19 protein-coding genes are annotated in these 19175 nt (G+C 56.3%); 5 read left to right on the top strand and 14 right to left on the bottom strand.

Annotated features, from left to right (window positions below):
• The first annotated feature begins 128 nt into the window (after window positions 1-128).
• Window positions 129-617, top strand: coding sequence for a transcription/translation regulatory transformer protein RfaH (gene rfaH, locus M989_RS14540; RefSeq protein WP_064546493.1), 489 nt, complete (start codon window positions 129-131; stop codon window positions 615-617).
• Window position 618: 1 nt separating this feature from the next.
• Here the strand turns inward: rfaH and tatD are convergent, their stop codons facing one another.
• From tatD to udp, 9 genes are all read right to left on the bottom strand, one after another.
• Window positions 619-1413, bottom strand: coding sequence for a 3'-5' ssDNA/RNA exonuclease TatD (gene tatD / locus M989_RS14535; RefSeq protein WP_167351061.1), 795 nt, complete (start codon window positions 1411-1413; stop codon window positions 619-621).
• A 27-nt stretch (window positions 1414-1440) separates the two neighbouring features.
• A complete protein-coding gene (gene tatC / locus M989_RS14530) occupies window positions 1441-2205 on the bottom strand; it encodes a Sec-independent protein translocase subunit TatC (protein ID WP_064546487.1) in 765 nt (254 codons plus the stop codon).
• A gap of 2 nt (window positions 2206-2207) precedes the next feature.
• Complete coding sequence (gene tatB / locus M989_RS14525; protein WP_064546485.1) at window positions 2208-2735, bottom strand: Sec-independent protein translocase protein TatB; 528 nt, start codon at window positions 2733-2735, stop codon at window positions 2208-2210.
• 3 nt (window positions 2736-2738) lie between these two features.
• Window positions 2739-2993 (bottom strand): Sec-independent protein translocase subunit TatA, encoded by a 255-nt coding sequence (gene tatA / locus M989_RS14520; protein WP_064546483.1) that lies wholly within the window; start codon window positions 2991-2993, stop codon window positions 2739-2741.
• A 201-nt stretch (window positions 2994-3194) separates the two neighbouring features.
• Window positions 3195-4835 (bottom strand): ubiquinone biosynthesis regulatory protein kinase UbiB, encoded by a 1641-nt coding sequence (ubiB, locus tag M989_RS14515; RefSeq protein ID WP_064546481.1) that lies wholly within the window; start codon window positions 4833-4835, stop codon window positions 3195-3197.
• Window positions 4832-5437: a ubiquinone biosynthesis protein UbiJ gene (gene ubiJ / locus M989_RS14510; RefSeq protein WP_064546479.1), complete on the bottom strand. Its 606-nt coding sequence runs from the start codon at window positions 5435-5437 to the stop codon at window positions 4832-4834. Before ubiJ ends, ubiB begins: the two co-directional genes overlap by 4 nt.
• Before the next feature lie 16 nt (window positions 5438-5453).
• Window positions 5454-6209, bottom strand: coding sequence for a bifunctional demethylmenaquinone methyltransferase/2-methoxy-6-polyprenyl-1,4-benzoquinol methylase UbiE (gene ubiE, locus M989_RS14505; RefSeq protein WP_064546477.1), 756 nt, complete (start codon window positions 6207-6209; stop codon window positions 5454-5456).
• 100 nt (window positions 6210-6309) lie between these two features.
• The gene (rmuC, locus tag M989_RS14500; RefSeq protein WP_064546476.1) at window positions 6310-7719 is read right to left on the bottom strand and encodes a DNA recombination protein RmuC; all 1410 of its coding nucleotides are present in this window, start codon (window positions 7717-7719) and stop codon (window positions 6310-6312) included.
• A 140-nt stretch (window positions 7720-7859) separates the two neighbouring features.
• Window positions 7860-8621 carry a uridine phosphorylase gene (gene udp / locus M989_RS14495; RefSeq protein WP_064546475.1) on the bottom strand — a complete coding sequence of 254 codons (762 nt, stop codon included), beginning with the start codon at window positions 8619-8621 and terminating at the stop codon, window positions 7860-7862.
• A 237-nt stretch (window positions 8622-8858) separates the two neighbouring features.
• Here udp and M989_RS14490 point away from each other — a divergent pair, with 237 nt between their 5' ends.
• On the top strand, window positions 8859-9671 hold the full coding sequence (locus tag M989_RS14490) for a dienelactone hydrolase family protein (RefSeq protein WP_064546473.1): 813 nt from the start codon (window positions 8859-8861) through the stop codon (window positions 9669-9671).
• A gap of 435 nt (window positions 9672-10106) precedes the next feature.
• Window positions 10107-11570 (top strand): glycoside hydrolase family 1 protein, encoded by a 1464-nt coding sequence (locus M989_RS14485; protein WP_064546471.1) that lies wholly within the window; start codon window positions 10107-10109, stop codon window positions 11568-11570.
• Between the two features lie 117 nt (window positions 11571-11687).
• Here M989_RS14485 and metE read toward each other — a convergent pair whose 3' ends face one another.
• The gene (gene metE / locus M989_RS14480) at window positions 11688-13949 is read right to left on the bottom strand and encodes a 5-methyltetrahydropteroyltriglutamate--homocysteine S-methyltransferase (RefSeq protein WP_064546521.1); all 2262 of its coding nucleotides are present in this window, start codon (window positions 13947-13949) and stop codon (window positions 11688-11690) included.
• A 117-nt stretch (window positions 13950-14066) separates the two neighbouring features.
• Between metE and metR the strand changes: the two genes are divergently transcribed.
• Complete coding sequence (gene metR, locus M989_RS14475) at window positions 14067-15020, top strand: HTH-type transcriptional regulator MetR (protein WP_064546469.1); 954 nt, start codon at window positions 14067-14069, stop codon at window positions 15018-15020.
• On the opposite strand, the gene M989_RS14470 is transcribed toward metR, so the two are convergent.
• The 3 genes from M989_RS14470 to pldB all read right to left on the bottom strand — a co-directional run bounded on the left by M989_RS14470 (window position 14908) and on the right by pldB (window position 17728).
• Complete coding sequence (locus M989_RS14470) at window positions 14908-15807, bottom strand: carboxylate/amino acid/amine transporter (RefSeq protein WP_064546466.1); 900 nt, start codon at window positions 15805-15807, stop codon at window positions 14908-14910. The genes metR and M989_RS14470 overlap by 113 nt on opposite strands.
• 86 nt (window positions 15808-15893) lie before the next feature.
• Complete coding sequence (gene yigL, locus M989_RS14465; protein WP_064546464.1) at window positions 15894-16694, bottom strand: sugar/pyridoxal phosphate phosphatase YigL; 801 nt, start codon at window positions 16692-16694, stop codon at window positions 15894-15896.
• A 41-nt stretch (window positions 16695-16735) separates the two neighbouring features.
• Window positions 16736-17728, bottom strand: a complete 993-nt coding sequence (gene pldB, locus M989_RS14460) for a lysophospholipase L2 (protein WP_064546463.1) — start codon at window positions 17726-17728, stop codon at window positions 16736-16738.
• 109 nt (window positions 17729-17837) lie between these two features.
• On the opposite strand from pldB, the gene rhtB reads away from it, so the two are divergent.
• Window positions 17838-18458, top strand: coding sequence for a homoserine/homoserine lactone efflux protein (gene rhtB, locus M989_RS14455; protein WP_064546461.1), 621 nt, complete (start codon window positions 17838-17840; stop codon window positions 18456-18458).
• 51 nt (window positions 18459-18509) lie between these two features.
• Here rhtB and rhtC read toward each other — a convergent pair whose 3' ends face one another.
• A complete protein-coding gene (rhtC, locus tag M989_RS14450; RefSeq protein ID WP_064546519.1) occupies window positions 18510-19133 on the bottom strand; it encodes a threonine export protein RhtC in 624 nt (207 codons plus the stop codon).
• Window positions 19134-19175: the final 42 nt, after the last annotated feature.

Below are 19175 nucleotides of genomic sequence, written 5' to 3'. Positions count from 1 at the left end.
TATACGGCGAATGGTCCTTTGATGCTGTATTTTTGTTAAATTAGCGTGAATTAAAGCCATCATAATCAACATCGCGATCTGGCTGCACTTTTGCTATGCTTCCGCGTTAACGAGTGGAAAGAGTTATTATGCAAGCCTGGTATTTACTGTACTGCAAACGCGGGCAACTTCAGCGTGCCCAGGAACATCTTGAGAGACAGGCGGTCAACTGCCTGACGCCGATGATCACCCTGGAAAAAATAGTGCGCGGCAAGCGTACATCGGTCAGTGAGCCGCTGTTCCCGAACTATCTGTTCGTGGAGTTTGACCCGGAGGTGATTCACACCACCACCATTAACGCCACCCGCGGCGTCAGCCATTTTGTCCGTTTTGGCATGCGCCCGGCAACCGTGCCATCGTCGGTCATCCATCAGCTCTCAATTTATCAACCTGATGATATCACCGACCCGGAAACGCCCTATCCCGGCGACAGCGTGGTCATTACCGAAGGCGCGTTCGAGGGGCTGAAGGCCATCTTTGCCGAGCCTGACGGCGAAGCACGCTCTATGCTGCTGCTTAACCTGCTCAACAAACAAATTAAGCAGAGCGTCAAAAACACCGACTTCCGCAAGGCCTGAACTAAAAGTCTATTTTCAATAGCCGTTTGGCGTTACTGTCGGTGACGGCTTCCAGCCACTGAACATCTTCCCCACGCCATTCGGCCACGCGTGACAGAATGTGCCGTACATACGCCGGCTCGTTACGACGCGATGCCGGTTTCGGCGTCATGTCGCGCGGCAACAGATACGGCGCATCGGTCTCCAGCAGCAGGCGGTCCGCCGGGATCGTCGGCAGCAGTTCCCGCAGTTCCAGCCCGCGACGCTCGTCGCAGACCCAGCCGGTAATACCGATCATCAGGCCCCGGTCCAGGCACTGCTGCGCTTCTTCACGCGTGCCGGTAAAGCAGTGCAGCACCGCGCCAGGCAAATGGTCGAGCCACGGCTCCAGCAGCGCGAGGAAGCGCTCGTGAGCATCGCGACAGTGCAAAAAGACCGGCATGCCCAGCTCGGCAGCCATCGCCAGCTGACCGCTAAACGCAACTTCCTGCTCGGCCGGCGTGGAGAAGTTGCGGTTGAAGTCCAGGCCGCACTCGCCCACTGCCACCACTTCGGGCTTGTTCACCAGCGCATAGATAGCGTCCGCCACCTCCGGCGACCAACTGCTGCTGTCATGTGGATGCACGCCTGCCGTTGACCAGCAGCCTTCAAAGCGTTCCGCCAGGCGCTGCGCTTCTTCGCTCTCATGACGGTTGGTTCCGGTCAGCAGCATGCCGTGCACGCCCGCGGCACGTGCCCGCGCGACGACCTCATCACGGTCACGCGCGAACTGTGAACTGGTCAGGTTAACACCGATATCAAACATCCTTGCCCCCATATGACAACCGCCCTTACGGGCGGTTGGTTATTCTTCAGTTTGTTCCGCTTCCGCGTCTTCGTCACGCGTGAGTCGCTTGCCCGCGTAGAAGCGAGAGAAGAAGACCCCCACTTCAAACAGACAGTACATCGGGATGGCCAGCAGCGTCTGCGAAAACACGTCCGGCGGCGTCAGCAGCATGCCGACCACAAACGCGCCGACCAGCACGTACGGGCGCTTCTTGCGCAGATCGTCCGGCGTGGTTACACCGACCCAGCACAGCAGCACGATAGCAACCGGCACCTCAAACGACACGCCGAAAGCAATAAACAACGACATGACGAAATCGAGGTAACTCTTGATATCCGTTGAGACCAGTACCCCTTCCGGCGCAGTATGCGTCAGGAAGCCAAAGGCCAGCGGGAACACCACAAAGTAGGCAAACGCCATGCCGATATAAAACAGCAGGGTGCTGGACACCAGCAGCGGCACCACCAGACGACGTTCATGCTTATACAGCGCTGGCGCCACAAACGCCCATACCTGGTACAGAATAACCGGCGCGGAGAGGATCAGCGAAACCATAAAGGTCAGCTTGATCGGCGTGAAAAACGGTGACGCCACGTCGGTGGCGATCATCGTCGCGCCAACCGGCATCTGTTTAATCAGCGGCGCGGAGACCAGCTGATAGATATCGTTGGCGAAGTAAACCAACGCCAGGAAAATGACGAGAACCGCGATGATGCAGTTGAGCAGGCGCTTGCGCAGCTCAATCAAATGAGCGATCAGCGGTTGAGTATCTTCTACGCTCATGTTTACGATTTATCACTCGATGCGGGGGAGGATTCAGGAACAGCGGCCGCAGAGACTTTCTCTTTCTCTGCCGGTTTCACCACCTCGGCTTCCGGCACTTCGGCAGACTTAGCCACCACTGGCTCTTCAGCGTGCGTCGCCTGCGGTTCAGCCGCTTGAGACGGCTCAACGTCCTTATCCTTCGCCACCGGGTTATGGATGGTATTGGCCTCGTCGCTCGCCTTTTCAGGGTCATGCATCGAATAGGACCGTTTCATCGACTCTGCCGCTTCACGCAGTTCATCCATGGAAGCCTTAAGTTCAGGCGTCAGGCTATCCAGACTCGCTTTCTCCACTTTCTTCAGGCTGTCCTGAAACTCCTGGAGTTTAAGCTCCTGCGTCAGCTCGTTTTGTACGGTGGTCGCCAGCGAGCGCAGCGCCCGAATCCAGCCCACCACCGTTTTCACCGCTACCGGCAGACGTTTTGGCCCCAATACAATAAGGCCAATAACGAACACCAGCAGCAGTTCACTGAAACCAATATCAAACACGAATTACACCTGCTCGTTGTCGTGGCGTTTCGCTTCGTCTTTCTTTGCACTTTCCTGCTTATCAGCAATGGATTTCGCAGTGAAATCTGCATCCTGGTCCGCTTTAGGTTTGGTGTCGTCTTCATCACTCATGGCCTTCTTGAAGCCTTTGATGGACGAACCTAAATCGGAACCCAGCGAGCTCAGCTTTTTAGTCCCGAAAAGCAGAACTACGATAACGACGATAATCAGCAACTGCCAAATACTAATACCACCCATACATATCCCTCTGATATGCACTTCATCCTTCAAGCCGCCTCTGCGTTGGCTGCGTTCGTTCACCCCAGTCACGTACTTCTGTACGCTCCTGGGGATTCACTCACTTGCCGCCTTGACGCAGCCTGAATGATTTTGTGCATAGATGATGAATTAATCAGCGCGCATTATACGTTATGCGGCGCCCTGTTAGCGACGCATAATTCAGCGCGTCTTCCGCCATCCCGCGAGCCATACCACCAGCCCTCCGGCCATAAGCCACGCGGGCGTCAGCCCCCATTCAGGCCGTTGAATCAGTAATACGGTACCGCTCAGGAGTAAAACCGCGCCTATACCAAAGAGATAGCGCGATTGCCCCTGACGGGTACGGTGCGTTGCCATCTCCTGAGAAAGCTTCTCCAGGCTGGCCTGGACCTGTTTGCTCTGACGCAGGCTGTCGTACACCAGCTCAGGCAATTCCGGCATCTTTTCAATCCAGAACGGCGCTTTATCCTTCAGCGCGCGGAACAACGCCGGAATACCGACCTGATCCTTAATCCACGATTCGAGGAACGGTTTTGCCGTCTTCCATAAATCTAACTGAGGATAGAGCTGGCGTCCTACCCCTTCTACGTAAAGTAATGTCTTTTGCAGTAACACGAGTTGTGGCTGCACTTCCATGTTGAAGCGTCGAGCGGTATTAAACAGGTTCAGCAGCACGTGACCAAAGGAGATCTCCGCCAGCGGCTTTTCGAAAATAGGTTCGCAAACGGTACGAATCGCAAATTCAAACTCTTCGACGTTGGTGTCCGGCGGCACCCAGCCGGAGTCAACGTGCAGTTCGGCCACCTTGCGGTAGTCGCGGTTAAAGAAGGCGATAAAGTTCTCGGCCAGATAGCGCTTGTCTTCTTTATTCAGCGAACCGACGATACCGCAGTCGATGCCAATATACTGGGGATCTTCCGGATGCTCATAACTGACAAAGATGTTGCCAGGATGCATATCGGCGTGGAAGAAGCTGTCGCGGAACACCTGGGTAAAGAACACCTGCACGCCGCGCTCGGCCAGCAATTTCATGTTGGTATTCTGCTTCTCGAGCGTCTCAATGTCGGACACCGGAATGCCGTAGATGCGCTCCATCACCAGCATATCGACGCGACAGTAGTCGGAATACACCTCTGGCACGTACAGCATCGGGCTGTCTTCAAAATTGCGGCGCAACTGGATGGCGTTCGCCGCTTCGCGCAGCAGGTTCAGCTCGTCGATCAGCGTTTTTTCATAGTCGCGCACCACTTCTACCGGGCGCAGACGACGGCCGTCCGGCAGCAGGCGGGGAACCCAGCGCGCCAGGCGGTAAATCAGCTTCATATCGGCTTTGATGATCGGCAGAATATCCGGGCGGATCACCTTGATAACCACCTCTTTGCCGTTCTCTTTCAGCCGCGCGGTGTGCACCTGTGCAATAGAGGCTGAAGCCAGCGGTTCAATATCAAAATCGTCAAACCAGCTCTCGACGGGAATATCACCCATCGATTTTTCGATCTGCTGCTTCGCCAGCCTGCCGTCAAACGGCGCAACGCGATCCTGCAACAGGATTAATTGATCGGCAATCTGCGGGGGGAAAAGGTCGCGACGGGTAGACAGCATCTGCCCGAACTTAATCCATACCGGGCCAAGCTCCTGTAGCGCCAGCCGCAGACGTTCACCCAGCGGCTTATCCTTGTGGCGATTCGGCATCCAGAACAGCAGCCGACGCCCAAAGCGCAGCGGCAGCGTGATACGCATTTTGGGAATGAGCTCATCAAGCCCGTAACTCAAAAAGGTGCGGATGATAAAATACAGGCGCCGTAATTCTCCTGGCGTCATTTCCCCTCCAGTTTTTCCAACCGTTTGGTCAGCGCCGCAAGCTCACGCTCCACCGCCGCCGTCTCTTCCGCAAACCAGGCGACTTCCAGCGCGCCCGGTGCCAGACGCCACTCTTCCGTCAGGGTTTCAGCCACGTAGCGCTGCTGGCGCGCCAGGCCATGCTGTAAGAACTTCGCACCGCCGCGCAGCAGTTTACTGACGCCTTCAGCCGCAATATCGCCCGTGTAAGGCGCCAGCAGCTCTGCCGGGTCAAACTCAGCGAGATCGGCCAGCGACACCAGGTTTTGTACCACCTGGAGATCGCCCTGCACTTCCAGATCGTTATTGCGGATAAGCGCGGTGAGCTGCTGCCGGTTGCGCAACTGTGGCAACACGCTAACCCGGGTGATGACGGTGCAATCCGCTTCGCCTTCCCACGCGCCCAGCACGTCAACCTGACGTTCGCTGAAGACCAGCACCAGCGGGGAGGAGAACTCTTTCAACACGATACGCAGTACTTTTCCAATAAGGCGCTGACGAGCAGGCTTTAACGCTTTTTCACGCCAGAGCAGCGCGTTTATGGCGGTTTCAATACTGCCGGTCACTAAGGGTTTTAAAGGCATAGCGGCCCCCCACTTATCAGAATTTATAGCCGCGGTGCAGCGCGACAATCCCTGCCGTCAGGTTGTAGTAATCAACGTTTTCCAGCCCGGCGTTCTGCATCATCTCTTTCAGCGTGTCCTGATCCGGGTGCATACGGATAGATTCCGCCAGATAGCGATAGCTGTCGGCATCATTAGCCACCGCTTCGCCAATACGCGGCAGAATGTGGAACGAATAGGCGTCGTAGGCTTTGCTCAGCGGGTCGAAAACCGGCTTGGAAAACTCAAGCACCAGCAGGCGTCCGCCAGGCTTCAGCACGCGGTACATAGAGCGCAGCGCTTTGTCTTTGTCGGTGACGTTACGCAGACCGAAAGAGATGGTGATCAGATCAAAGGTGTTATCCGGGAACGGCAGCGCTTCCGCATTGGCCTGCACGTATTCCACGTTGCCGACCACGCCGATATTGCGCAGCTTCTCACGCCCCATTTTCAGCATGGAGTCGTTGATGTCCGCCAGCACCACGCGGCCGGTTTCGCCCACCATGCGCGAGAATTTCGCCGTCAGGTCGCCGGTGCCGCCCGCCAGGTCGAGAACCGTCTGTCCACGGCGCACGCCGCTGCAATCAATGGTAAAACGCTTCCATAGACGATGAATCCCGAACGACATCAGATCGTTCATTACATCGTATTTTGCGGCGACAGAATGGAATACATGCGCCACCATGTCTTCTTTCTGTGATTTGGCGATTGTCTGAAAGCCAAAGTGCGTCGTTTCTTGTGAATCCTCAACCATCTCTATGCCTGCTTATCAAGAAAATGTTCATGGAGTGTAACAGATTGGACGCAATTGCCCTACGATTCCACCCCGTTACGAAATCCGTCCCGACGCCGGATTAGCGGCGTTCTGCGGCTAACGGATTGTCATCATTCGCGTCGGTATCATCGCGCAGACGAAAATCATCGTCCTGCGCCGTCGCCTGTTCAACCAAATCCGGATTAATCTCGCGCTTCACCTCTACCCCAAGGTGGCGGAAGGCTTCTGCCTGCGTCAGCAGATTGCCGCGCCCGCTGGTCAGCTTTTTCATCGCTTGGCGGTAGTTATCCTGGGCTTTATCGAGGCTCTGGCCGATGGCCGACATATCGTCCACGAAAAGGCGCATTTTGTCATATAAGCGGCTGGCTCGTTCAGCAATATGTTGCGCATTGCGGCTTTGATGTTCATAGCGCCACAGGTTAGCGATGGTACGCAGCGCCACCAGCAGCGTGGTGGGGCTTACCAGCATGATATTGTTTTTCAGCGCTTCGCTGATTAACTCTGGCTGGCGGTCAAGCGCCAGCAGGAAAGCCGGCTCGACGGGGATAAACATCAGTACGTAGTCCAGCGAACGCAGGCCCGGCAGCTGCTGGTAGTCTTTGCGCCCCAGCAGGCGAATATGGTTACGCACCGCCGCTATATGCTCCTGCAGCGCCGCTTCACGGGTGTAATCATCTTCCGCGTTAAAGTAACGCTCGTAGGCCACCAGCGTCATTTTGGCGTCGACCACCACGTCTTTGCGATGCGGCAGACGGACGATCACATCGGGCTGCATGCGCGAATTGGCATCGGTATTGATGCTCACCTGGGTTTCGTACTCGTGCCCTTCCCGCAGGCCGGAAGCCTCCAGCACGCGGGTCAGCACCACTTCCCCCCAGTTGCCCTGGGTTTTGTTGTCGCCCTTCAGCGCCCGGGTCAGGTTGACCGCTTCCTGCGCCATCTGAGCGTTTAACTGCTGGAGGTTACGAATTTCATGCGCCAGAGTATGGCGCTCACGCGCCTCCTGACCAAAGCTTTCCTGTACCTGGCGGCGAAAACCGTCGAGCTGCTCGCGCAGGGGCGTAAGCAGGCCGTGCAGGCTCTGCCGGTTCTGTTCATCAACGCGGCGGTTGCTCTGTTCAAAGATGCGGTTGGCGAGGTTTTCAAACTGTTCGCTCAGGCGCTGTTCGCTGTTGAGCATCAGGCGATATTTTTCATCACCATGCTGGCGAGTGGTTTCCAGCAGCGTGGTCACTTCACGGAGATCGACCTCCAGCGACGAGTTGATTTCCCGCAGGTTACGCAGTTCGTTATTGAGCAACTCACACTCTTCACGCCAGTGGGCATTCTGGGCAATCTGCTGTTTCGCTGCGCTCAGCTCACCGTACACATCACGCTCTTCCGCTAACTGCTCGGCGCGCTGCTGCGCCACGCGATAGCTCGCCGCCAGCCAGCCAATCGCGATCCCCGCCAGCGCCACCAGCGCATAAATCACCACGGCAATATCCACAATGCCCCCTGCATAAACCGGTTATCTGCAAAAAATAGAATTGTGCTGTATAAACGTCCAGTTTTAAAGCAGTTTCCTGCGAGCGTCTACGCAAAAAGAAAAAGGCCGAACAAGTCGGCCTTTCGCAAAGGGAGGGAAAATTACAGCAGGCGGCGCGCCGCTTCCACCACGATTTTCACCGCGTGGCTTTCGGTCTGCTTCATGGTCTCTGCGTTTGGAATTTCCTGCTGGGTACGGTTAACGATAACGCCGGCAACCATCCCCGCACGCAGACCCTGGCTGGAACACATGGTCAGCAGCGTGGCCGATTCCATTTCGTAGTTCATCACGCCCATGGATTGCCACTCTTCCATGGAGCCTTTGAAGGCTTTCACCACGCGGCCAGAGAAGGTGTCGTAACGTTCCTGACCCGGGTAGAAGGTGTCGGAAGAGGCGGTTACGCCCACGTGGGTAGTTGCACCCACAGATTTCGCTGCTTCAACCAACGCGGTGGTACACGCGAAATCAGCAACAGCCGGGTATTCCATCGGCGCAAAGTGCAGGCTCGCACCGTCCAGACGGACGGAAGCGGTCGTCACCAGCACGTCACCGACGTTGATGTTCGGCTGAATCGCCCCGGTGGTGCCCACACGCAGGAAGGTACGGATACCCAACTGCGCCAGCTCTTCCACGGCGATAGAGGTAGATGGGCCACCGATACCGGTTGAGCACACGATGACCGGCTTGCCGTCGAGTTCGGCACGCCAGGAGGTAAATTCACGATGAGATGCCAGTTTGACCGGCTTTTCCATCAGCGCGGCGATCTTTTCCACACGCTCCGGGTCACCAGGGACAATCGCTAACGTGGCCCCTTGTAGATCATTTTTAGTGAGACCGAGATGAAAAACATCAGACTTGGACATAAAAAACTCCTCTGTGGTTCAGTTTTGTCAGAAGAAGCAAAAATGTACTTTATAGAAGACCACAACTCTTTTTCGTGATTACCATCACTAAGAATTAAAAATATTACATTAAATTCCACGCAATTAGTGATTCACATCACATTAACAAGTTATTGTTAATTCCTGCTGCACAAAAATACGCCGCATTAAGGCACTGTAATTCGGCTATGCGTTCATTAAAAGGGTACGGAGAATGCCATGACAACCAACAAACAACCTGGATTTGCCCCTGCGGCTTCACCTCATGCCTCGACCATCGTTCATACGCCCGAAGAGGCGATTACGGCGGGAGAAATCTCCATTCCGTCACAGGGCGATCTGCTGCCCGCCTATCACGCTCGCCCCAAACACAGCGATGCGCCGCTTCCGGTAATCATCGTAGTGCAGGAGATTTTTGGCGTCCACGAACACATCCGTGATATCTGCCGACGCCTGGCGCTCGAGGGGTATCTGGCCGTTGCGCCGGAGCTCTATTTCCGCCAGGGCGATCCGAACGATTATGACGACATTCCGTCGCTGTTCAGCGGGCTGGTCAGCAAAGTGCCCGACGCGCAGGTGCTGGCCGACCTCGATCATGTCGCTAGCTGGGCCGCCCGCAACGGCGGCGACGCCAACCGCCTGGCGATTACCGGCTTTTGCTGGGGTGGCCGCATTGCGTGGCTGTACGCCGCGCATAACCCGCAGCTGAAGGCCGCCGTCGCCTGGTATGGCCGTCTGATAGGGGATAAAACGCTGAACAGCCCGAAACATCCGGTCGACGTGGCGGTCGATCTCAGCGCACCGGTGCTCGGCCTGTACGGCGGTAAAGATAGCGGTATTCCGCTTGATACCGTGGAAACCATGCGCCACGCGTTACGCGCAGCGAACGCGAAAGCGGATATCGTGGTTTATCCCGATGCCGGGCACGCATTTAACGCTGATTATCGTCCCAGCTATCATGCAGAGTCAGCCAAAGACGGCTGGCAGCGCATGCTAGCGTGGTTCGCGCAGTACAACGGTAAAAAGGGTTAAGCCGCTCGCCGTTCAGGGTGGTAAGCACAGGTGTATCACGACGATCCGTAAGCAAGGCCTGAAGCCGATCTTCTCTTTCGAGAGACCTTCGGCTTCAGGTCTTTTTTTGCTCTACTGACAGGGACCCGGCATGCCCCCTTTGCAGACGGCACTGGATCTCATCCCCCTGGCGGGCGGCACGACAAGGCTGCCGAAAAAGCGGCTCCGCTCACGTTTATTCGCCCCGTTGAAGGGCAAATTATTCCCCTGAAAAAGTTAACGACGATGTTTTCTCTCGCAAAGTCATCTCCTTCACAGTGGGCCTACGAACGGGACGGTGGCCCACGTGTTGATGATGGTGGTGACCAACGGCGAACGATTCACACTGTCGCAAAACGGCCACGACGAAAAACATTCCAACCCGCAGATTATTATGACGCTTAAGGAGTCCGTGTAATGGCAAAATCTCTCTCGTTTCCACAGGGGTTTTTATGGGGCGGCGCGATCGCCGCAAATCAGGCCGAAGGGGCATGGAACGTGGCGGGTAAAGGGCCATCGGTCGCCGATGCAATCTCCTGGAAACCCAATCTGTCGCTGAAGGATTACGCGGGGCACGCCGCGCTGACGGATGAAAACGTGCAGGATGCGCTATTGGGCCGAAACGATGCATTGTATCCGAAACGTCGCGGCATTGATTTTTACCATCACTATAAAGAGGATATCGCGCTGTTCGCCGAAATGGGCTTTAAGGTACTGCGCGTCTCCATCGCCTGGTCGCGCATCTTCCCTACCGGCGAAGATGCCGAGCCGAACGAAGCGGGGCTGCAATTTTATGAAGACCTGTTCCGTGAACTGCGCCGCCATCACATTGAGCCGCTGGTGACGCTCTCACACTATGAAATGCCGCTGGCGCTTAGTGAAAAGTATAACGGTTGGGTGCACCGAAACGTCGTGGATGCCTTCGTACGTTTCAGCAAGGTGTGCTTCGAGCGCTATAAAGATCTGGTGCGCTACTGGCTGACGTTTAACGAGATTGACAGTATTCATCGCCACCCGTTTACGACGGCCGGGATCCGCGAAGAGAAAAGCGCGCCGGGCAAGGCAAAACAGGATATTTACCAGGGGCTACATCATCAGTTTGTCGCTTCCGCGTTAGTCACCCGCGACTGCCACGCCATCATTCCCGGCAGCCTGGTAGGCTGCATGCTGACCAAGCTCACCACCTATCCGCACAGCTGCCGCCCGGAGGATGTCGAGGCGACGCTGAAAAAGAATCTCGAAAATTACTTCTATGCCGACGTACAGGTGTTTGGCGAATATCCGCCGCTGATCCTGCGCGATCTTGAACGTCGCGGTATTGAGATCGCCATGCATGATGAAGATCGCCACATATTAAAACAGCATACCGTCGATTTCGTCTCTTTTAGTTACTACATGTCGATGACCGAGTCGACGCAGCCCGATGCCGAGCGCATTCCCGGCAACACGGTGCTGGGCGTGAAAAATCCCTATTTACCCGCATCGGAATGGGGCTGGCAGATTGACCCCCTTGGCCTGAAAATTTCGCTGCTTGAGCTGTATGACCGCTACCAGAAGCCGCTATTTATCGTTGAAAATGGCCTGGGCGCGAAAGACGTGGTGGTGGACGGTAAAATTCACGATGATTACCGCATCGACTACTTCCGCGCCCACTTTGAGCAAACGTTGGCCGCCATTCATGAAGGGGTGGAGGTGATGGGTTTCACCACCTGGGGCTGCATCGATATCATCAGCGCCGGCACGTCGCAGATGTCAAAACGCTACGGTTTTATCTATGTTGACCAGGACGACGAAGGCAATGGCTCTCTCCAGCGTCTGCGCAAAGATTCTTTTTGGTGGTACCAGAGAGTGATTGCCAGCAATGGCGCTGACATGAATTAAGCGACCCGCGAGAGATGATTCTGTTTGGCTGGTGCGGCACAAAGATGAACTGACGTGGTTGAGCCACCACCTCAGCCGGTTGATGGGCGGGCAGGCATAACGCCTGCCCGCCGTTACTTACGCCTGACGCAGATTTTGCGCGGCTTTGACCATGTTCGCCAGCGCCGCGCGGGTCTCCGGCCAGGCGCGCGTTTTCAGGCCGCAGTCCGGGTTCACCCACAGTCGCTCAGCCGGAATACGCTGCTCCGCCTTCTTCAGCAGGGCCTCAATCCACTCCACGCTCGGGACGTTCGGCGAGTGAATATCGTAGACGCCCGGCCCAATTTCGTTGGGATAGTCGAACTCTTCAAACGATTCCAGCAACTCCATGTCGGAGCGTGAGGTCTCAATGGTGATGACATCCGCGTCCAGCGCCGCAATGGAATCCATGATGTCGTTGAACTCGCAGTAACACATGTGGGTGTGGATCTGGGTTTCATCCTTCGCCACCGCCGCGTTAATACGGAAAGCTTCTACCCCCCACGCCAGATACGCGGCCCAGTCGCTGCGCCGCAGCGGCAGACCTTCGCGCAGCGCCGGTTCATCAATCTGAATAATGCCAATGCCCGCCGCTTCCAGATCCGCCACTTCATCACGCAGCGCCAGCGCAATCTGCTTGGCGATGGTTTCACGCGTCACGTCTTCACGCGGGAATGACCAGCAAAGAATGGTCACCGGACCGGTCAACATACCTTTTACCGGCTTGTCGGTCAGCGACTGCGCGTACTTCGCCCACTCCACGGTGATCGCTTCCGGGCGGCTGACGTCGCCAATCACCACCGGCGGCTTCACGCAGCGAGAACCATAGCTCTGCACCCAACCGTTCTGGGTAAAGACGAAACCATCCAGATGCTCGCCAAAGTATTCCACCATGTCGTTACGCTCGGCTTCACCGTGCACCAGCACGTCGAGCCCCAGACGTTCCTGTTCAACAATCGCCTGTTTGATATGCTCCGCAATACCGGTGCGATAGTGTGCAGCATCAAGATTGCCTTTTTTGAAGTCCAGACGCAGGCCGCGAATTTCGGTGGTTTGCGGGAATGAGCCGATCGTCGTGGTCGGCCAGGCCGGCAGATTAAAGCGGGCACGCTGCGCTTGGGCGCGAACCGGGTAAGCGTTGGCGCGCTGGCTGTCCTGCGCGGCGATCGCCGCCAGACGTTTTTCCACCGCGGCGTTATGTACACGGGTAGAGTGACGACGCGCCTGGATCGGTGCGCTCCATTCCACAATTGCCGCCGTATCGCCGCTGTTCAACGCATCGCGCAGCAGCGCCAGCTCGCCGCATTTTTGCAGCGCGAAGGCAAACCAGCTCTTCACTTCGGCATCAAGGCGGGTTTCCACGCTGAGATCGATTGGGCTGTGCAGCAGAGAGCAGGAAGAAGCCACCCACAGGTCACGTTTGCCGACGATATCTTTAATTTGCGCATATTTTTCGCTGAGATCGGCGCGCCAGACGTTACGACCGTTCACCAGCCCCGCTGACAACAGCCAGTCGGCAGGCAGACGCTGGTTCAGCTCGGCGACATCATCTTTACCGTGCACGAAATCAACATGCAGACCCTGCACCGGCAGCGCGGTAATGGTATCCAGGTTTGGCGTTACACCTTCAAAATAAGTGGTCAGCAGTAATTTTACCTGCCCTGCCAGCGCATCGTACGCGGGTTTGAAGGCGTTCAGCCAAACCTGCGGCAGCTCCAGTACCAGCGCGGGTTCATCAATCTGTACCCACTCAATACCCCGTTTTGCCAGCTCCGCCAGCACCTGCTGGTACACCGGCAGAATGTCGTTCAACAGGCTCAGGCGGTCAAACTGCTCGCCCTTCACTTTCCCCAGCCACAGGTAGGTAACCGGCCCCAGCAGCACAGGCTTCACCTTGTGGCCGAGCGCCAGCGCTTCGTCTACTTCATCCAGCAGTTGGGTCCAGGTCAGTTTGAACTGCTGACCTTTGGTGAACTCCGGCACCATGTAGTGATAGTTGGTATTAAACCATTTGGTCATTTCTGCCGCCGCCGCTGGCTCACCCGTCGGGGCGCGACCACGGCCAATGCGGAATAAGGTATCGATATCAACCGAACCGTCTTTATTTTGATGACGCGCCGGAACGTTACCGAGCAGCAGGCTGGTGGTTAGCACGTGATCGTACCAGGCAAAATCGCCCACCGGCAGCAGGTCAATGCCCGCCTGCTTCTGCTGCTCCCAGTGGCGGGCGCGTAGCTCGCGGCCTACAGCCAGCAGTTCTTCACGGGAGGCGTGACCCGCCCAGTAGCTTTCTTGCGCTTTTTTTAGCTCGCGACGCAGGCCAACGCGAGGAAAACCGAGGGTGTGGTTCAGAATAGTCATCATATGCCTCTCATGGATTTTTTGTGTTTTAGCCGTCCAGATGTTTACACATCCATAATGTGAAGGTACTGTATAATCCTCAAGCGCAAATTGTTCATGCCGAAGTGAAGGACTTTCATGATTGAAATTAAACATCTGAAAACGCTCCAGGCGTTGCGGAACTGCGGGTCGCTCGCAGCGGCAGCGGCGACGCTGCATCAGACGCAATCCGCCCTCTCCCACCAGTTCAGCGATCTGGAGCAGCGCCTCGGCTTTCGACTTTTTGTCCGCAAGAGCCAGCCGCTGCGCTTTACGCCACAGGGCGAAATCCTGCTGCAGTTGGCTAATCAGGTGTTGCCGCAAATAACCCAAGCGCTTCAGGCCTGTCATGAACCGCAGCAGGCGACGCTGCGCATCGCCATTGAGTGCCATAGCTGTATTCAGTGGCTGACGCCCGCGCTGGAAAACTTCCATAAGCAGTGGCCGCAGGTAGAGATGGACTTTAAGTCCGGCGTCACCTTCGACCCACAGCCGGCGCTACAGCAAAGCGAGCTGGATATCGTGCTGACCTCCGACATCCTGCCGCGTAGCGGTCTGCACTATTCGCCAATGTTTGATTACGAAGTGCGCCTGATTCTGGCGCCGGACCATCCGCTGGCGACCAAAGCGCGAATTACGCCGGAAGATCTGGCGGCAGAAACGCTGTTGATTTATCCGGTACAGCGTCAGCGTCTGGATATCTGGCGTCATTTCCTTCAGCCAGCAGGCATTAGCCCGCAGTTGAAAAGCGTGGATAACACGTTGCTGCTCATTCAGATGGTGGCAGCGCGAATGGGCATTGCCGCCCTGCCGCACTGGGTGGTAGAGAGTTTTGAGCGCCAGGGCCTGGTGGTGACCAAAACCCTGGGCGAGGGGCTGTGGAGCCGGCTGTACGCCGCCGTGCGCGATGGCGAGCAGCGTCAGCCGGTGATGGACGCGTTTATTCGTTCAGCGCGGAACCACGCTTGCGATCATCTGCCGTTTGTGAAGAACGCGGAGCGACCCAGTGCCGATGCACCCACAGCGAGGCCAGGATCACAGCCGCGCCTGTGAGGAAGCTCGGCCAGTGCGGCTGTTGGTGCCAGATTGCCAGGTTAACCAGCAGCCCCGCCGGCACATGCATATTGTTCATAATGCCTAAGGTGCCCGCATCCACCTGCGTGGCACCATAGTTCCACATAAAGTAACCCACCCCCGATGCGACGACGCCCAGGAACACCAGAATTCCCCACTGCGGCAGGGTTTGCGGCATTTTCTGCGCGTTGCCGAGCAGCGTCCAGGCCACCGCCGCAACCAGAAACGCCCCGAGATAAAACCAGGCAAAGGCGTTATGCTGCGGCATCGGGCGGGTTTCCATCAGGCGTTTATAGCCAACCATGCCGATGGCAAAGACGATGTTCGATAACTGCACCAGAATCAGACCGGTCCAGAAGTGGCTGGTGATGTGGTCGTAACGAATAATGCCCGCGCCGATCACCGCCAGCAGTGCGCTAAAAGCGTAGCTCCAGCGCAGACGGCGCCCGCTCATCAGGTCATAAATCAGCGTGATATAGAGCGGCGTCAGCACGGTAAAGAGCAGCAGCTCGGAGACCGTCAGATAGAGATAGGCATGGAAGCTCAGCATGTACATGATGCCCAGCTGCATCGCCCCCACCAGCATATACAGCCCGACGGTTTTCAGGCTGTGTCCGCGCGTACGCAGAAATGGCAGGAACACCAGCGCCGCCAAACCCACGCGCACCAGCACCGCAAAATAGCTGTCTACATGCCCGGCAAGGTATTCGCCGTAAAAACTGAATGAAAAGGCCCACAGAATCGTGGTAATAATCAGGAGCGCCACAATGAATGTCCGATTGGAAAATGAACACGCATTGTAGCGGAGTTGAAGGTTGACAACTGACCACTAAATAGCCAGTCGTCAATTTTTTATCGCAAGTACATATCGCGCAGGTAGTGAGGTACCGCGTCATCGGCGTTTGACCCGATCACTTCGAGGTCCGGATGCAGATCCTTCAGACGCTGGTGCGCGCCGGCCATGATGCAACCTTTACCCGCCATCGACAGCATTTCGGCATCGTTCATGCCGTCGCCGAAGGCAATACAGTCTTTTAGCGTATAGCCCATTGCTTTTGCCACCGCTTCCAGCGCGTGACCTTTCGACACGCCGCCCGCCATCACTTCCAGACAGGTCAGCGTCGAGAAGCTCACGTTCACGCGATCGCCCCAACGGGCGTTGATCGCCTGCTCCAGCGGCAGCAGCGTTTCGTGGTCGTTGCAGGTGAAGAACACCTTGCTGACGCCTTCCGGTTCCAGCAAACCCGGCTCATACAGGGTGTAGTTGAACACCGCTTCTTTGAAGAAACGCATCTCTTCCGGACGATGGCGGTTCATAAACCATTCGTCGTCACGATAGACGTTGGTCACGATATCCGGGTTGGCATTAACGATGCCAAAGAGATCGGCCGCAATATCGCGATCGAGGTTGTGGGCGAAGACCTGTTTGCCGTCAGCATCGTGCACGCGCGCACCGTTAGAGGTGATCATGTAGGATTTGATCCCCAGATTATCGCGAATCTGACCAACATCAATATAGTGACGACCGGTGGCGAACACAAAGTGCAGGCCGCGCTCGGTCAGCAGCTGTAGCGTCTCTTTGGCATACGGCGTTAAGTGGTGGTCAGGGGAGAGTAAGGTGCCATCTAAATCAGATGCGACTACCTGGTACATATTCGAATTTAACCTCTAAAAAGTGCGGCGCTGGCGCCGAATTAAGGGTGTCGACCAAAAAAATCGACGATGGCATTGAGTGCTACTGAGCGCATAGCGTCCTTTTCAAAAAGGATCTCATGATAGGCGCCTTCGATGACCAGCGGTTTACCGCCCTCACAAGGGTGGCCCGCCTCCGCGCGAAGGGCGCAGTAACGATCGTGCATGCGGTTATCCACCACGCGTTCTTCTTCTGCCTGAATCAGCAGCACAGGAAACGCGTCGTTTGCGGCGTCGGCAAGGATCTGTTCTCCTGCCAGAATGCCTTCTCTGACCCAGTGGTACGTTGGCCCGCCCACCCGCAACCGGGGTTCATCGGCGTAAAAACGCACGTTGCGCCGATAACGTTCGCGGCTATGGGTCAATACGTTAAGGCTAAACGGCAGCGCGTGCCATCGGCCTGTTCCCATTGCATACCCTTCACGAAGACGCTGATGGCCCTCAGCCCAATCGAGAAGCGGCCGCACAACCCATTCTGGCAGACGCATGATAATACCGAACATCGGCGCACAAAGCGCGATGGCATCACAGCCATGGGGATTACGCTGTAAAAACTGCGTCGCAATTGCTCCCCCCATGGAATGGGCGAGAATAAACCGCTGACGCCAGCGTCCCTGCAGAACTTCTTGCTGCCAGAAGGCGGCAAGATCGTCGACGTAGTCGCTGAATTTCGCCACGTGGCCACGATGGGTGTCGGACAACATACGCCCGGAACGCCCCTGACCGCGGTGGTCGATAATCAGGACATCAAAACCGCTGTGGAAAAGATCGTATGCCAGTTCAGCATACTTCACGTAGCTTTCAATTCGCCCCGGGCAGACCACGATAACCCGGTCATGCGCAGGCAGGCTGAAACGTACAAATCGTACCGGAACGCGATCGACGCCGACAAACTCCGCCTCTTCCCGTCCGCGCCAGAAATCCATCAACGGGCCGGTGGTAAACGCAGCAAACGCGTTTTCTCTTGTATTCCAATCCTTTTGCTGTTGAAACATCGGGCTTCCACCCCTGTTAACCGCTGAAAATTGTTTTTTTGTGACGTCTCACACAACGTCTGGACAATAGCGTATTGTGGCATAAAAACAGACAATCAGGGAGTTTCTCATGACCTTCGAATGGTGGTTCGCCTACTTACTAACATCCATAATTCTAAGCCTCTCACCGGGCTCAGGGGCGATCAATACGATGACCACCTCCATCAACCACGGCTACCGCGGCGCAGCGGCATCGATTGCCGGGTTGCAGGCCGGGCTGGCTATCCATATCGTGTTGGTGGGTATCGGTCTGGGTACCCTGTTCTCCCGCTCGGTGCTCGCTTTTGAAGTGCTGAAATGGGCGGGCGCAGCGTATCTTATCTGGCTGGGTATCCAGCAGTGGCGCGCGGCAGGCTCTATTGACCTGAAAACGCTGGCCAAAACGCAATCACGCGGCAAACTTTTCCAGCGCGCGGTGTTCGTTAACCTGACTAACCCAAAGAGCATTGTGTTTCTTGCCGCGCTGTTCCCCCAGTTTATCGTGCCGCACCAGCCGCAGGTGATGCAGTACCTGGTCCTTGGGGTGACCACAATTGTGGTCGATATCATCGTGATGATTGGCTACGCCACGCTGGCGCAGCGTATTTCGGCGTGGATTAAAGGGCCGAAACAAATGAAGGCGCTGAATAAGGTGTTCGGTTCGCTGTTTATGCTGGTTGGCGCGCTGCTGGCATCGGCAAGGCATGCCTGACGCAGAGAAAAGGACGAATCGGGCCCACTCCTGGCGAGTGGGCCTACGCGGTTAGCGCGAAATAATCAGGTGAATACCGAAACCGGCAAACAATGTCCCCGCTACGCCATCAATCCACTTCGCCGCACGCTGATAGCCACGACGCATCGCCGGCAGCGCAAACAGGCTGGCCACCACGGTGAACCACGCCAGCGTTTCGAGGATAATCAACAGGAAAATGCCCCAGCGCGCGCCCGCGCCAACGCTGTCGCCAACGAACAGTGAGAACACCGAGCCAAAGTAGATAATCGCTTTCGGATTCGCCAGGTTGGTCAGTAGCCCCTTCATAAAGCTGCGTCCACCCTGCGCCAGTTCAATCTGCGGTTCGGATTCCGTCGATGCTTTCTCTTTCTTCAACGCCCCGCGCAGCATCTGGTAGCCCATCCAGCACAGATACAGACCGCCGCCGACCATGATAATGGTATGCAGCCACGCCATCTTCTCGATAATCAGATGCAGGCCAAGCAGCGCCACGCCCGCCCAGACCATAACGCCGCAGGTAATCCCCAGCACGCCCATCATCGCCTCTTTACGCGAGCGGCTGACGGCAGTCTGCGAGACAAAAAAGAAGTCTGGACCAGGGCTCATCAACGCAATGATGTGCACCAGCGCCACGGTAAGAAATAGCGTTATCATGATAGACATACCCAACGGGACAATAAATTCGCGGAAAATAGT

Source organism: Kluyvera georgiana ATCC 51603 (assembly GCF_001654985.1).
GTDB classification, from domain to species: Bacteria; Pseudomonadota; Gammaproteobacteria; order Enterobacterales; family Enterobacteriaceae; genus Kluyvera; species Kluyvera georgiana.
Note: the sequence above shows the minus strand (reverse complement) of the source record. Positions and strands in the feature narration are given on the sequence as shown.

What these genes read in the sequence shown, in the direction of transcription:
- rfaH (WP_064546493.1), top strand. Translation starts at nt 129, where the DNA reads ATGCAAGCCTGGTATTTACTGTACTGCAAACGCGGGCAACTTCAGCGT.
- tatD (WP_167351061.1), bottom strand. Translation starts at nt 1,413, where the DNA reads ATGGGGGCAAGGATGTTTGATATCGGTGTTAACCTGACCAGTTCACAG.
- tatC (WP_064546487.1), bottom strand. Translation starts at nt 2,205, where the DNA reads ATGAGCGTAGAAGATACTCAACCGCTGATCGCTCATTTGATTGAGCTG.
- tatA (WP_064546483.1), bottom strand. Translation starts at nt 2,993, where the DNA reads ATGGGTGGTATTAGTATTTGGCAGTTGCTGATTATCGTCGTTATCGTA.
- ubiB (WP_064546481.1), bottom strand. Translation starts at nt 4,835, where the DNA reads ATGACGCCAGGAGAATTACGGCGCCTGTATTTTATCATCCGCACCTTT.
- ubiJ (WP_064546479.1), bottom strand. Translation starts at nt 5,437, where the DNA reads ATGCCTTTAAAACCCTTAGTGACCGGCAGTATTGAAACCGCCATAAAC.
- ubiE (WP_064546477.1), bottom strand. Translation starts at nt 6,209, where the DNA reads ATGGTTGAGGATTCACAAGAAACGACGCACTTTGGCTTTCAGACAATC.
- udp (WP_064546475.1), bottom strand. Translation starts at nt 8,621, where the DNA reads ATGTCCAAGTCTGATGTTTTTCATCTCGGTCTCACTAAAAATGATCTA.
- M989_RS14490 (WP_064546473.1), top strand. Translation starts at nt 8,859, where the DNA reads ATGACAACCAACAAACAACCTGGATTTGCCCCTGCGGCTTCACCTCAT.
- M989_RS14485 (WP_064546471.1), top strand. Translation starts at nt 10,107, where the DNA reads ATGGCAAAATCTCTCTCGTTTCCACAGGGGTTTTTATGGGGCGGCGCG.
- metE (WP_064546521.1), bottom strand. Translation starts at nt 13,949, where the DNA reads ATGACTATTCTGAACCACACCCTCGGTTTTCCTCGCGTTGGCCTGCGT.
- metR (WP_064546469.1), top strand. Translation starts at nt 14,067, where the DNA reads ATGATTGAAATTAAACATCTGAAAACGCTCCAGGCGTTGCGGAACTGC.
- yigL (WP_064546464.1), bottom strand. Translation starts at nt 16,694, where the DNA reads ATGTACCAGGTAGTCGCATCTGATTTAGATGGCACCTTACTCTCCCCT.
- pldB (WP_064546463.1), bottom strand. Translation starts at nt 17,728, where the DNA reads ATGTTTCAACAGCAAAAGGATTGGAATACAAGAGAAAACGCGTTTGCT.
- rhtB (WP_064546461.1), top strand. Translation starts at nt 17,838, where the DNA reads ATGACCTTCGAATGGTGGTTCGCCTACTTACTAACATCCATAATTCTA.
- rhtC (WP_064546519.1), bottom strand. Translation starts at nt 19,133, where the DNA reads ATGATAACGCTATTTCTTACCGTGGCGCTGGTGCACATCATTGCGTTG.